At 53.7% G+C, this 14,719-nt stretch carries 11 protein-coding genes; 8 read left to right on the forward strand and 3 right to left on the reverse strand.

Annotation, left to right across the window (positions count from 1 at the left end):
- Positions 1 to 53 precede the first annotated feature (53 nt).
- Positions 54 to 851, reverse strand: a complete 798-nt coding sequence (locus tag AB1724_16800) for an enoyl-CoA hydratase/isomerase family protein (protein ID MEW6079468.1) — start codon at positions 849 to 851, stop codon at positions 54 to 56.
- A 238-nt stretch (positions 852 to 1,089) separates the two neighbouring features.
- Here AB1724_16800 and AB1724_16805 point away from each other — a divergent pair, with 238 nt between their 5' ends.
- The gene (locus AB1724_16805; GenBank protein ID MEW6079469.1) at positions 1,090 to 4,920 is read left to right on the forward strand and encodes a hypothetical protein; all 3,831 of its coding nucleotides are present in this window, start codon (positions 1,090 to 1,092) and stop codon (positions 4,918 to 4,920) included.
- Between the two features lie 109 nt (positions 4,921 to 5,029).
- On the opposite strand, the gene AB1724_16810 is transcribed toward AB1724_16805, so the two are convergent.
- Entirely contained in the window at positions 5,030 to 5,677 is a 648-nt protein-coding gene (locus tag AB1724_16810; GenBank protein MEW6079470.1) for a TetR/AcrR family transcriptional regulator, read from the reverse strand.
- A 130-nt stretch (positions 5,678 to 5,807) separates the two neighbouring features.
- Between AB1724_16810 and AB1724_16815 the strand changes: the two genes are divergently transcribed.
- Positions 5,808 to 8,114 (forward strand): molybdopterin-dependent oxidoreductase, encoded by a 2,307-nt coding sequence (locus tag AB1724_16815; protein MEW6079471.1) that lies wholly within the window; start codon positions 5,808 to 5,810, stop codon positions 8,112 to 8,114.
- Positions 8,115 to 8,134: 20 nt separating this feature from the next.
- Positions 8,135 to 8,356 carry a 4Fe-4S dicluster domain-containing protein gene (locus AB1724_16820; GenBank protein ID MEW6079472.1) on the forward strand — a complete coding sequence of 74 codons (222 nt, stop codon included), beginning with the start codon at positions 8,135 to 8,137 and terminating at the stop codon, positions 8,354 to 8,356.
- Positions 8,357 to 8,378: 22 nt separating this feature from the next.
- Here the strand turns inward: AB1724_16820 and AB1724_16825 are convergent, their stop codons facing one another.
- On the reverse strand, positions 8,379 to 9,257 hold the full coding sequence (locus AB1724_16825; GenBank protein MEW6079473.1) for a MerR family transcriptional regulator: 879 nt from the start codon (positions 9,255 to 9,257) through the stop codon (positions 8,379 to 8,381).
- Between the two features lie 289 nt (positions 9,258 to 9,546).
- Here AB1724_16825 and AB1724_16830 point away from each other — a divergent pair, with 289 nt between their 5' ends.
- The 5 genes from AB1724_16830 to AB1724_16850 are packed head-to-tail and all read left to right on the forward strand — an operon-like array spanning position 9,547 to position 14,700.
- Positions 9,547 to 10,728, forward strand: coding sequence for a thiolase family protein (locus tag AB1724_16830; protein MEW6079474.1), 1,182 nt, complete (start codon positions 9,547 to 9,549; stop codon positions 10,726 to 10,728).
- 2 nt (positions 10,729 to 10,730) lie between these two features.
- Entirely contained in the window at positions 10,731 to 11,153 is a 423-nt protein-coding gene (locus AB1724_16835; GenBank protein MEW6079475.1) for an OB-fold domain-containing protein, read from the forward strand.
- A gap of 9 nt (positions 11,154 to 11,162) precedes the next feature.
- Positions 11,163 to 11,930, forward strand: a complete 768-nt coding sequence (locus AB1724_16840; GenBank protein MEW6079476.1) for an enoyl-CoA hydratase/isomerase family protein — start codon at positions 11,163 to 11,165, stop codon at positions 11,928 to 11,930.
- Between the two features lie 11 nt (positions 11,931 to 11,941).
- Entirely contained in the window at positions 11,942 to 13,105 is a 1,164-nt protein-coding gene (locus AB1724_16845; GenBank protein ID MEW6079477.1) for an acyl-CoA dehydrogenase family protein, read from the forward strand.
- 11 nt (positions 13,106 to 13,116) lie between these two features.
- Complete coding sequence (locus tag AB1724_16850) at positions 13,117 to 14,700, forward strand: long-chain-fatty-acid--CoA ligase (GenBank protein ID MEW6079478.1); 1,584 nt, start codon at positions 13,117 to 13,119, stop codon at positions 14,698 to 14,700.
- Positions 14,701 to 14,719: the final 19 nt, after the last annotated feature.

Consider the following 14,719-nt stretch of genomic DNA (forward strand, 5'->3'; position numbering starts at 1 on the left):
TTAATGTGTTAAACAGCGTGCCTCATTTTCCCTGACAGATCCCGACACACAGGTCATGAGCCGGAAAAGTTCGGTTTGCGTTTCTGGAAGAAGGCCTCGACGCCTTCCTTAAAGTCCTGCGAGAGCAGGGTCAGGACGAACTGATCGGCATCCATATGCGCGATGGACCGGTCCAGCGCGTTGGTAACGGCGTTGACGGTCTGCTTGGTCATGGCCGCGGGCATGGGGGGCAGGGCCAGGACCTTTGCCGCGATTTTCCCGGCTTCCTCCATGGCCGCGTTGTCGGGACATACCCGCTGGGCAAAGCCCCAGTCGCAGGCGGTCCGCGCGTAAACTCTTTCGCCGAACAAAACAATTTCCTTGGTCCTGGCCGGCCCGACCAGGTGAACCAGCCGGGGTATGGTGGCCCAGCTCATATTCATGGCCAGCCCGATTTCCGGCACCCGGATAAAGGCCGATTCCGCCATCACCCTGAAGTCGCAGGCACAGGCCAGGGACACGCCTCCGCCCACGCAAAATCCTTCGATGGCGCAAATGGTGATCTGATCCAGGGCCTCCCAGGCGCCGCACATTCTGGGGCCGTATTCCATCAATTTCCGTTTTTGAGCCAGGGGAGCGGTCATTACCTCGGCCATTTTCGGGTCGGAAAGATCCACCCCGGCGCTGAAAACACCGTCCGCTCCGGTCAGGATAATCGCGGTCACATCGGACCGTTTTTCAAAACTTCTGGCGATCTCATAAAGCCCGTCCAGAACATCCAGGGACATGGCGTTCTTCTTCTCCGGGCGGTTGATGGTCACCGTCGCCAGCGCGCCGTCATAATTTACCGTTAGGATGTCGTTCCGGTTCATATCATCTCCGATGTCTCATGTTACGTTCGTTATTCAGAGAATCATTCTGTCAACCGTGATTTTTCAGCTACTACTCTTGCCATCCTTGCCATAGAAGAACGATATCGTTACTTAACAATCACTGTCAACAGAGAAGAAATAGCTATACTGTCCCCCGAATTAGCTCTTTACAATCGCGTACTCATACATTTATAGTTCCCACAATTTTTATGATTTTTTTATTTTTTAAGGAGATTTCATGAGCAGCATCTGGAACACCAAACGGTTTTCGTTTCTATTTGTTTTTGTGGTGATGGGGTTATTTGCGTTGGTTGGGGGATGGACGCCGCCGGCCGTGGCCGAGGATGTCCATGCCAATCCGGGGGACACGGACCCCATGGATGATACCATGCTGTTTCAGGATGATGAGCTTGTCCTCGGGCATTACCAGGGAGGACCTTCGGTAAATCCTGATAGAGCGCTGATGATTCCAACCGATGATGCATTAACATCATGGGATGACATGTATGAAGGCGGCTATGGGACAGGCATTTATGACGACGAACCAGTGGGAGAAATGGCCGCCGGCAGGATCGCGTATCCGGATCGTGATATCCTTGTTTATGCGCTTTTAAATCCCGACGACGCCACGACATATGTGGAATTGTATGACATGAAAATATATCCATATACGATCCGCCGCCTGACCTTGCGGGGACCCAAAAACGTTACGAATCCCCCCGACCAGCGCTACATCTCCCTGGCGGTGGGGGATCTCGACCGCATGGTTGACGAAAACGGCGCGTATCATGATGAAATCATCGTGGTGCGTTCGGCGCTGTATGCCAATAATGGCGAAGGGGTCATGGTGGATGTGCTGGACTATAACTTCAAGATACTGGCCTCCTGTGATTTTGCCGGCTCCTACCGGAATGTTGATGTGATTCTGGGAGATTTCAACGGGGATCTCGCTAAGGAAATCGCCATTGCCATGGTAAAGCCGGAATCAGCCGGGGACAATTTTATTGTGAAAACCGGAAGGCTCAACTATGACGATCAATCCAGAACATACGCACTCGCCTTTAATTCCACCTCCTCCGATTTATACTGGAGCGGTTATGCCGTGGACCTGGCCTGCGGCGATTTCAGAGGCAAGGGCACCCAGCAGATCATCGCCTCCGGGGGTCGCAAATTCTATGTATTTGAAACGGACGCAAACCTCGCCCTGACCTTAAAAACCACCAGTGATCTCGATGATTATTACGGGTCGTCCGGGGATACGAAAACCAAGGTGCGGCTGGCCGCCGGCCTGTTCCACTTCGACCCTTCAAACGGCTATGATTTTAACCGGCGTCAGCTTGCCGCCGTGGGCCTTAAACGGGACAAAGATGATCTGTGGATCAAAATCACCACTTTCGACATGGATGCAAATTATAACCTTGTCATGAAGGCGGAGAAGAATGAAACCATCGATGACAACAAGCGGGATTTTAAACAATTCGACCTGTCATTATCCGCCGGTAATTTCGTGGGGCACGGCACGAGTGGTGAGGAAAACAATCCGGCCATGCAGCTCGCCATGGCCGGCAGTGCCTTTAAAACGCTTGACGACGATAAAAACCATTATTTCTGGAGAGTCTATACCGTATCGTCGGATCTCAAAACCGTGACCAAAACGGCCGGTGAAAAACTCAGCGACATCGCCCGGTATCGAATTTATTTTGCCATGCCCTATGATTTTGACGGCGACACCTGGCGCCTGGGGCCCCCGATGCAGGTGGTGATGGATAAAATCATCAAGCTGGAGGGGATGATCGAGGAGCCGCCGAAGCACGTGGACTGGCTGCCGAAAGACCCGCAGCATCCCGAAGGGGAATGGGAAGCGGTGAACATCGGCGGATATGACGAATTCAATGTCGAAACAACCTTCTCCGACGGTTCGTCCCTTGAAAGCACGACTAAAAACACCTCTTCCTATGAAATCGCCGGAGCGGCCAGCCTGGACGCCAAGGCCAGTATTACCAGCAAGGTTCCTTTTATCTGCAAAACAACCATTGGGATGGGGGGAGAGCTGGGACTCGGTTATCAGTATGACCAATCCACCGCGGATACCAATTCGGAGTATGTGGAGGTGGAGGCCAAGGTGGAACGGGCGACGAACCGCGACGACAATATCGGCGGCCGCATTCAGCATGTTGATGTGTGGTTATATCCCATTTATGGCTTGATGACCGGCAACAGCGAAGCGCCCTATGGATACTATCAGGTGATCGTTCCCGGGACGCCGGACCCCCATGTCCCCGACACGTTTCAGACCACCGGGTTCACCGAATTTGATGAGTACCAGCCCATTCATGAAAACCACAATATCTTCTCCTACCCTGATTACACGGCCTACCAGGCACGAAAGATTCCCTGGCCAACGGATGTGGGCGAGTTCACCGTAACCGATATCTACGGAGAGGAGTATAAATATCAGGAAGTGTTCAATCTCGGCAATATGGGACCTTTCCCTTACGCAGCCAACGGGCAGAAAGTTGAATTGACGTTTTCCGACACCAGAAGCGAAGAAAATGAAAGGGAGTACAACAACACCTTCACCGAAAACGCCGCGCTGACCTTCACCCTCTCCGGCAAGATCAAGCTCCCGGAGCATACAAAAGTAGAGTATGAATCCGACGTCAAGCTCAGTTTTGATGCCAACCAGAGCTGGGGCGGCAGCACCATCGGAAAACAGGAAAGTAAGAAGGCCGGCGGGCTGACCATCCAGCTCCCGGTCAACCCGGAGGACAATCGGTCCTACAAATTCATGACCGCGGTTTACACCAGCGCAAACGGCGGCACCTTCAGGGTGGCCCATGCGGTGGACCCGCTTGGGGTGGATGTTTCCCATGATTTCTGGACCCGGTATTACGGCGGGGGCAAGACCGATCCGGCCCTGAACCTCCCCCGGCGAATGAAATGGCGGGACAAGGATGTGAACCATTTTTATGAATGGTGGGAGCCCAACGAGGATTTTGATAAAAACTACATGCGGGGTTTCTTCTTGAGGGAAGGCGAACTTAACCCGGTGAGCAAGGATTATGAATACCTCTCCGGGTCCATCTATGACGGGGACAAGGTGCTGCTTTGCGCCAGGGTTTACAATTACGCCCTGTATGGGGATACCGGGGCGTTCAACGTCCGGTTCTATTATTGCCTGTTTGACAACAGCAGCGGCAATATGGCGCCGGGATGGACATGGCGGACCCAGCCGGATATGACGTATCGGATCGGCGACACCTCAACAGACCCGCAGAACCTGCCCCTTGTCGGCACCAAGGAACCCAATGGAGAATCCATGCGGGAAGTCCGTGTGCCCTGGGACACCACTGGCCTGAGCCAGGTGGCCAAATCCTGTTACGGTTACCGGTTCATGGTGTGTCTGGATGAAGAAAACGAAGTGGATGAAATCCATGAAGGCTGGAAAGACGACAAACGCACGGAACAGATGCCCGGCGGGAATAATGTGGGCACCTACCCGGTCAGCAATATAATCCATGTGTTGGCCAAGGATGAAGCCCAGACGGCCGCCGTGTCGTCAATGAACTTACCCGAATGGGCCGAGTCCTGGGTCAGCCAGAACGCCAACGGCCCCCTCTCTGTCGCCACCTCGGGCGATCATGACGCGGATGTGAGCCTGTCGGATGAGGCGCTGAGCATCAAGACATCAGGCGGGCTTAAATCCGATGGTTCTATCTCGGTTAAAAAGGGGAAAAAAGTGCAGCTGCGGGCGCACATTCAGACCCAGGCCCAGCATCCTCACAGCTTTTTCACCCTGTTTTATGACGGGGACCCCAAAGCCGGGGGCAAGCTGATCGCCATGAAAATTGCCAGGGACTTGCCCCGGGGCGATTCGTACATATGGGCGACCTGGGTGCCGGAGGCCACGGGCAGCCACCAAATATACGCTCATATCCTCGGCGATATGCGGTACGCGGACAATGAAAACAAATGGGAAACCATTAATGTTACCGTAACCGATGATAAAGACGGGGATCACAGTGATGATGGCGGTTGTTTTATCAGAACAGCCGGCTCCGGAAGATAAATTAAGATGCCTGTGGCGCTTAACCCGTGGTGGCCAGTCCGCAGCCCAGAGAAGGCTTTCCCCCGATAAGCAGGCGTGCGGTTGCCCCCCGAATTACGTGTCACCCATCTCAGATGGGGTTGAGCTTCGTATTGTTCCCTTTAAATAAATAACGGCTGATCATATCAGCTGTTTCTGAAATGAATTCATCTTCGCTCATTTCATTCTGAAAATGCAGCAGGTAGCGATGGGTCAATCGTTCCATGACTTCATAAATCATTCGGGCACCGGTACGATTATCTGGAATTCGAATATTCGCGCTGTGATCCAGAATAGCGGTATAAAGCGCGATTACAATTGACTCTTTTTCCTTTAACCGCTCTTGAATGAAATCAGGTTGCGGTATTTCTTCAAAGAACAAATGCGGTTTTACGCAATCCTTATGAATATCAAGGCATGCGGTTACAATTGATTTCATCTTTTCGGGATTCAGCCCGCCTTCCCATTTAATGGCATTGATAAAAAGATCCCGCCCCTTATCCGCGGTTTGCATGTTTCGATCCCAAATGCCGATCAGAATCGCTTTCTTATTCGGGAAATATTGATAAAGGGTTCCAATGGAAACACCTGCCCGTTCGGCGATCAAATCAGTGGTCGAACCGGCATATCCATTTTCCGTAAAAATCTGAATAGCGGCCTCGAAAATGGCTTCAACCGTAAATTTTGACCGTTCCTGGATCGGCTGTTTACGCGGGTTTACGTCTTTTTCAGTTGCCATGACAATCACCGAATAAATGCGAGGTGACAAGCAGGAGACTACCTAATAAATTAATTATAACAAAATGACCCCGGGAAAGAAAAATGAAAATATCGAAGAGCCTTCACCTGAAAAACAGAAAGGGATAACGATGGCAGATAAACGTATTGTCCGATCCGCCTGCCAGATGTGTCACGGGGGTTGTCAGGTACTGGTGCACCTGGAAGGGGATAAAGTCGTCAAGGTCACGGGTGATCCGCAGAGCCCCGTCAGCAAGGGGTTCATCTGCCCCAAAGGCGCCGCTTCGCCGGAACTGCTCTACCATCCTGACCGGATTCTGCAACCCTTGAGACGCCGGGGCGGAAAAGGTGAGAATAAATGGGAACGCATCACCTGGGATGAGGCGCTGGATGAAATGGCCGGCAAACTGGATGGCATCCGGAAACAATTCGGCCCCTGGTATTTCGGAATGATGCACGGAACAGGGCGACCGTATGAAAATCTGGGGATTCGCTTCGCCAATGCCTTTGGTACGCCCAACATGACTGGTGTAGCTCATCTGTGCTTCTGGCCGCGCATACATGCCAATCTGGCCACCCAGGGGATGAGCGAGATGCCGGTATGCGATGTCTACGCCAGCAGCGGTGTTAAGCCGGAATGCTTAGTGATCTGGGGCTGCAACATTACCGGCCCTATCGGGCATCATTCGGCTGACGGCATGTGCGGCGGTATCTTGACCAGGGCCATGAAAAGCGCGCGTAAAGTGATCGTCATCGATCCGCGGCGGGTCGTAAATGATGCCGATCTCTGGCTGGGGCTCAGGCCGGGGACGGACGGCGCCCTGGCCCTTGCCATGATTCATGTGATTATCCGCGAAGACCTGGTTGATCATGAATTTGTCCGGAAATATACGGTCGGATTTGAAGAATTGAGGGAACATGTCAAATCCTGTACGCCGGAATGGGCGGCAGCGATTACCCGCCTTAGCCCCGAACTCATCAGCGAGGCGGCCCGAACCTATGCCACGGTCAAGCCGGCCTGCATGCAATGGGGCAACGGGATTGACCACAGCCGCTGCAATTTTCACACCGCCCGGTCGCTGCTCATTCTCAGGGCCATAACCGGCAACCTGCACCGGCCGGGAGGCGATATCATCTATGCCCGGCCCGAGGGCTTCAGGATCAGATCCGCCTATCATGATCATCGCTTTGCCGGCATACAATTCCTGCCGCTGGAAAATATGGCCTATGCGCTGGACAGTGAAAAGCAGGCCATGCGCCTGCCGGCCTGGCATCGATTCCTGAGACAACAGGCCTTAAAACCCGCAAGCTACCTTGCGAGCAAATTTTATGACCGGGTGGGACCATGGATTGAAAACAGGATCGGCATGGTCAACATGATGGCCAACCTACACAATTTAAGAGGATCGCGATATCCCATGATGCCGATTGTCCATCCGCCGGCCTTCTGGGAATCCATCGTCAGCGGCGACCCATATCGTCTGAAGGCGTTCTGGATAATAGGATCGAACCCGCTGGTCAGCATGTCGAACTCGCTGATGATCGAAAAGGCCCTCCAATTGCTGGAATATGTGGTCGTCACGGATTTTTTTCTTACCCCCACGGCTCAGTTCGCCGACCTGTTTCTGCCGGCCTGCACCTGGATGGAATATAATGATATTCATACCTCAGGCGGGCATACCTACAGCCTGATGGCCCGTAAAGCGCTCACCAAGGTCGGGGATACCATGGAACCTCAGGAATGCATGCTCCGGCTGGCCCAGCGACTCGGCCTGAAGAAGGCTTTCCCCTGGAAAAACTTGCGTGAGATTGGCGAATGGATGCTGGCCGGTACCGGTTGCGGGTATGAAGAATTTTTTGAAAAAGGCATCCTGGTCAATAAACCCCGGGTTTTCGGATATCAGACGGAAAAGCATTTTTTCAAAACCCCTTCGGGCAAATTCGAAATTTATGCCAAAGATTTGATGAAAATGGGAATCGAGCCTCTGCCCGTATACCGTGAACCGGCCTTGTCGCCGGTTTCAACCCCGGAAACAGCTAAAAATTATCCGCTGATTCTTATCGGGGGGGTAAAAATTCCGCAGTTCTTTATCAGTGAAGGCCGTCAGATATCATCGCTGCGTCGGCGTATGCCTGATCCGATGGTTCAGATTTATCCGGCCACGGCCCAAAGCCTGGGCATTAATGACAATGACTGGGTCTGGGTAGAAACTACGGATAAACGGGTTAAAATGCGGGCTGCCTTCTTTGACGGCATGGCGGAAGATACGGTTTGCGCCCAGTTCGCCTGGTGGTTCCCGGAAGAAGACCCACCGGAGCATGGCTGGAAAAGATCCAGTCTCAACCAGCTTTTCGGTAAAATGTCCTATGATCCGGAAACCGGCTCTGAATCATTGAAATGCAGTCTCTGCCGGATCTACCCGGACAAAGAGAAATAGAAAAAGGAAGGAAATTAACGATGAGATTTGATTTTCATAGTCGCAAGCATATTAAAACAGAATTCATCAAACTAAACCCCAAAAAATGTGAGGCTTGCGGGGAATGCATAAAAGCTTGCCCCAATAATGTCATTGGCATGGTTGATATTAAAATTCATAAACATGCGCATATTGATAGCGCCGATTTATGCGAAGGGTGCAGGAAATGTATTAAAGCCTGCGTATACGGTGCTATTAATTAAATGGTAAGGTGGGAGAGCAGTCTTATCCTGGGGTTCCCTTTTTGCGTTTTTTGCGCTGGGGCAACAGCCGTTCCATGGTCAGGTCGGTAATAAAATCCATGATGTTTTCCAGGTTGTATTTGTTATCCAGGGAAAGCCGCAGGGACATGATTTCAATCAGGCCGGTCAGCCCGTAGGCCGCCAGATCCGGGTCGATGTCGCGGATGATTCCGTCCTTGATGGCGGTTTCGATCTCCTGAATAACGGGCTTTGTCAGGCCGTGGTAGATTTTTTTGATTTTCTCCGCCGGCCACTGCTCTTCGCTGGCCAGCTCGGCCCTCAACTGGTTCAGAATTTCACTGTATTTGGTGTAGTTCTCATAGAAAACCCGGCCCCTGATCTTCAGGCGTTTGACAAAATCAGCCTCCTCCTTGATGGCTGCGGCGGCCTCTCCGACAATATTACGGAAGATGCTGTCGATCACCTCGATAAACAGTTCCCGCTTGTTCTGATAATAAAGATAGAAGGTGCCGGTGGAGATTTTCAGGGAACCGGTGATGTCGGCGATTTTGGTTTGATGGTATCCCTTCCGGCTGAATACGCGTATGGCTTCCCTGATGATCTCCTGGCGTTTGCGCTCTTTTTCTTTTGTGGTGGTGACGGTTTTCCGCGCGTCAAAGGGCTCAGGTGCCCCCGGCGACATCATGTCGGCGGAACCCAGATGCTCTTTAAGGAGTGCGAGGGGAACCCGGGACCCCTGTTTGAGCCGGCTGATTTCCTTGAGCCGCTGTACATGGCTGTCATCATAATAAGCCATGGTGCGACCGGTTTTCCGGGGCGGGTGCAGAAGCCCCTGGCGCAGATAAAAATGAATGGAGGTGCGGGGCACGCCCGATTTTTCTTCCAGATCCTTGATCCTCATACGGTATCCTCTTGGGCATTGACTATAGACTATAACTCTATAGATTTAGAAATGTTTTGTTCCCTAAAAACCGCCGTCGGCGACTGAAACCGATTTCTACTATAATTTATAATATATAAATTCAATATATTATGTCAATTCATCCTGTTTTGCCTCAACAAACTATTTAGTGTTGACGGCCGATTTTCTATAGACTAAATAAAAACGTAACGTTCGTTTTCTGTAGATTTAGCAGGCTGAAAATGACCTGTCAAGTTTCAAATGATCACTTTATGAACAGGAGGTGTAAATGAGCAATTCAAACATCGCAATCATCGGCATCGGTGAAGTCCCCACCCGGATCATGCCGGAGCGGACCCGCTGGGACATTATCTACGACATCTGCATGGAGGCGATCAAAGACTCCGGGCTGGACAAGAATGACATTGAAGCGGTCATCAATGTCGCTCCCCAGGCCCAGCCCAAACTGGCCGCCGAGCTTTCCTTCGGCAAACTGCCGGAGGAACTGGGGTTGAAAGGCTGCAAGGACACGTGTGTTTGCAATGCCGGCGGCGCCAGCACCAGCAACTGCATCCGACTGGCGGAGCATTATATCGCTTCCGGGATCGCCAGAGCGGTGCTGATCCCGCACGTGACCGTCCACTCCACCATCCCCCTGGAAGAGCAGATCAATTTTTTTGCCAAGGCCGGAGTCGACATGCAATGGGAATACCCTTTCGGCACCACCTACAACATTCTCATGGGCATGATGGCCAACCGGTACATGCATGAAACCGGCGCCAGGGCAGAGGACATGGCCTCGGTAGTCACCGCGCTGAGAAGCTGGGCCACCAGAGACCCCAATTCATTCTTTTACCAGAAGAAGGTCCCCACCCCGCAAATGGTGATGGAATCCTCCCTGCTGAACACGCCGCTCCATAAAAGGGAGAGCAACATCCTCTGCGACGGCGGCAGCGCCATGGTGATTGTTTCCGCGGATGACGCCGGCAAAATGAACAGACCCGCGGCTTACAAGCTGGGGGAATCGGTCCGCTATTTCAGCGGCACCCCGGTTCTGCGGGATTTCTACAAGGTGGCCGAAGGCCTGGCCGTGACCGCCCGGGAAGCCATGAAGGAAGCCGGGGTCACCAAGGACGATATCAGCCTCTGGAACATCTACATGGCCTATCCCATGAACCATCCCATCATGGCCGAAGCCCTGGGCGTGGCTCCCATCGGAGAAGGCGCCCGGTATTTCGCTCAAGGGCGGATGTCCTTCGGCGGGGATATCCCCTGGTCCACCATCGGCGACGCGCCGGGGCGGGGGCATACCGGTTCCGGCGTCAGCACGGCCATGTACGTGGAAACCGCCCGCCAGATCATGGGCAAGGCCGGCGAAAGACAGGTGAAGGATTGCCGCTACGTGTTTCAGAACACGGCCGGCGGTTCCGGATTCAACAACATCGCAACCGTTTGGGGAAAGGAAATATAGCCATGGATATTCAGTTTGACATGAACCGGCCGCTGCCGGAAACGCAACCCTGGTCAAAACCGTTCTGGGAAGGAACCAAACAGGGCAAGCTCCTGATTCAACATTGTAAGGACTGCAACGCCAATATCTTTTACCCGCGCAAGGTCTGCCCGGAGTGCTGGTCGAAAAACATGGATTGGATTACGGCCAGCGGCAAAGCCAAAGTCTATATGTTTTCCACGGCCTACGACATGGTGGAACCGAAGTTCATGGCCGACCTGCCTTATACGGTGGCCTATGTGAACCTGGAAGAAGGCATCCGCATGATGACCCGGATCGTGGAATGCGAACCCGCGGCCATTCATATCGATATGGAAGTGGAAGTGGTCTTTCACAAATTGAGCGACGATTTTTATCTGCCGTATTTCAAGCCGTTGAAAAAATAGGGAGGACGCATGGCTGATTATAAAACCATTTTATATCGCGTGGACGGCTCCGTCTGCCGCATCACCATGAACCGGCCGGACAAGCGCAACGCCATCAACCGGGAGATGGCCGCGGAACTGACCCGGGCTTTTACCGAAGTCCGCCAGGAAGCCGGCGTCGGGGTGGTGGTCCTGGCCGGGGAGGGCAAATCCTTCTGTACCGGCGGGGATCTGGAAATATTTCCTTCTCTGGGCACCCATGACAACTGCCTCAACTGGCTGGCCCACGAGGGTATGGACCTGCAGCGGGCCATGGCCAACTGCAACAAGGTCATCGTGGGCAAGCTGCACGGCCATTGCCTGGCCGGCGGCTTGGAACTGGCCCTGTGCTGCGACCTGCTCTATGCCTGTGAATCCACCAAATTCGGGACCACCGAAATCGACCTGGGCATCCTGCCGGGGTGGGGCGGCACCGTGCGGCTGCCCCGCAGCATGCCCGTGTTTCGCGCCCGGGAAATCATCTACAGCGGCCGCAAGGATTACACCGCCCGGGACATGTACGACATGGGACTGCTGACCCGGGTTTTTTCCGACGATGCCTTTGAGGCTGAATTCGGCAAGATCATCGACAACTTGAGCCGGAAAAAACCCATTGCCCTGAGAATGGCCAAGGAAATTATGGACAAGGCAACGGACGGCACCAGCCTGGAGGCCGCCCTGGCCGTGGAAAGAAACGGCATCACCTGGCTGGTTTACGCCCCGGATATTCAGGCTCTGTTAAATCCGCCTAAATCATAAAGGAGACATATATGGATTTCGGATTGTCAAAGGAGCAGGAAATGCTCAAGAAGGAGGCGCAGCGCTTCTGCAAAAAAGAGCTGTCCCTGGAGTACGTGCAATGGATGGATGAAAACGTCGATTTTCCTCCGGATGAGTTGTGGCAAAAGTTTATCGATATCGGGGCGTTCCGGATGAACGTTCCGCAGGAATACGGCGGTGACAGCGTCGGCATGGTGGACGGCATGCTGCTTTACGAGGAAATATGCAAGGCCTCCGCTTCGGTGGCCCTGGCCATCGGCACTACCATTGGTTTCGGTACCCGGTTTATCGCCGAACTCGGTTCCAAGGCACAGAAAGAAGAGTTGCTGCCGAAGACATGCGAAGGAAAACTAAAATTCTGTATGGCCCTGACCGAGCCTGGCGGCGGCACGGACATCCTCGGCGCCATTCAGACCCAGGCCGAGGAAAAGGACGGCCGCTGGGTGATCAACGGCGAAAAGGTCTTTATCACCGGCGCCCACGTGGCCGATTACTTCATCACCATCTGCCGCACGGACCCGGACAAAAAGCCCAGCAAATCATTAAGCATCTTCCTGGTGCCGTCCGGGACCAAGGGGATTTCCATCACCCGCATCCCCAAGATCAGCTGTCACCATTGCGATTCGGTGGGCATTTCATTTAACAACGTGGAAATCCCCAAAGAGAACATCCTGGGCACCCGCGGCAACGGCTGGTTTGAAATGCTGACCGTGCTCAACCCGGAACGCATCGGCGTGGCCATGATGGGGGTGGGCCTGATCGCCGCCGCCTATGAATACGCCTTTGCCTATGCCCAGAAGCGGCAGGCCTTCGGCGGCCCCATCAGCCGGTTCCAGAGCCTGCAACACTATCTGGCCGACATGTACATGAACCTGGAAAACTCCCGGAACATCACCTACAAGGCGGCCTGGCTGTGCGATAAAGGACTTCCTTATCATATGGAAGCCACCATGGCCAAGGTCATCGCCGCGGACGGCGCTCTGCACGCCACCATCAAGGGCGCGGAAATCCTGGGCGGTTACGGCATCTGCAACGAGTATCCCATGCAGCGCTATCTCCGGGACGCCTTCCAGATCCAGTTCTCGCCCATTTCCAATGAAATGAGCCGCAACATGATCATGCAGTTTCAGGGGTTCCCGAAGTCGTGGCCATAAGAAAAGGAGGAATGATGTACACTTTAGGCGACATCCCAATTAACGGCGCCAACCATTTCCCGGACTGGGAGGCGATTGTCTTTGAAGAGACCCGCATGACCTTTCGGCAACTCAACGCCCGGGTCAACCGCCTGGCCAATGCCCTGATCGGGCTGGGGTGTAAAAAAGGCCATCACCTGGCGGTCCTGGCGGAAAATTGCAGCCAGTACGTGGAAATCTATTTTGCCGCCGCCAAGATCGGGGTCTGCGTCTGCCCGCAGAACCACCGCCTGGCTGATGAAGAGCTGACCTACGTCATCAATCACGGCGAATCGACCCTGTTTCTGGTGGGGCAGGGATTTGAAGACCGGGCTCGTTCTATCCAGGGCTCACTGAAAAATATCAGGCATTGGATCTCCATTGAGAATTTTATCGACGGGTATCTGTCCTACGAAGAGCTGATCAAGACGAATCCGGACAGAGAGCCGGTACCTGATGCGCCAGTAGACGAACAGGATCTGGCCATTCTCATGTACACCGGCGGCACCACCGGTCTTCCAAAGGGGGTCATGCTGACCCACCGGAACCTCATGACCACGGTCGGCAATGCCGTGCTCACGGCGGCCACGGAACTGGCCAACCTGGGGCCGGGCCGGCGCTTTTCCACCTGTATGGTCCTGCCCATGTTTCATGTTTCCCTGTGGCCGGTGCTGCTGACCCTGTCCATTGGCGGCAAGGCCGTCATCAACCGCAAGATGGACCTGGGCGAAATTCTGCGGCTGATCCAGGATGAACAGTGCGCCCATATCAACATGGTGCCGACCATTTACGGCTGGCTGGTCGATTATCCGGACGCCGGCAAATACGATATTTCCAGCCTCATTTACATGACCTATGCCGGCAGTCCCTTCCCCACGGAAGTCCTAAAAAAATGCATCCGGCGGTTCGGCAATATTTTCTCTCAAGGGTATGGGGCCACCGAAACCGCCGGCGGCGCGGCCACGGTGTTAAGTTTCCGGGACCACGACATTGAAGGACCGCGTTCACGCCTGCTGGCCAGTGCCGGTAAAGCCGCCCCCTGCTCCCGGATAAAGATCGCCGATGACCAGGGCCGGGAGTTACCGCGCGGGCAAAGCGGCGAAATATGCGTCACCGGCAAACACATCATGGCCGGCTACTGGAAAGACCCGTTGAAAACCGCCGAGGTCTTGCGGGACGGATGGTACCATACCGGCGACATGGGCTTTATGGATGAAGACGGCTATGTGTTTTTGACAGACCGCAAGGCGGACATGATTATTTCCGGCGGAGAAAACGTCTATCCCAAGGAGACTGAGGATGTTCTCTATCAGCATGAAGCCGTGGCGGAATGTGCCGTGGTCTCGGCGCCGGATCCCCGGTGGGGTGAAATCGTAAAAGCGGTGGTGGTTCTGCAACCCGGCCGGACAGCTACCGAAGAAGAGTTGATCGCTTTCTGTAAAAAACGACTGGCCGGGTATAAATGCCCCAAGGCGGTTGTGTTCTGGGACAGGTTGCCCACATCCATCATCGGAAAGGTTTTAAAAAAGGAAATCAAGGCGACGTTCTGGCAGGGCCATGACAGAAGTATCGGATAGAAATTGATGCAACCAGCGT

The organism is Thermodesulfobacteriota bacterium (genome assembly GCA_040753795.1).
Classification (GTDB): Bacteria; Desulfobacterota; Desulfobacteria; order Desulfobacterales; family Desulfosudaceae; genus JBFMDX01.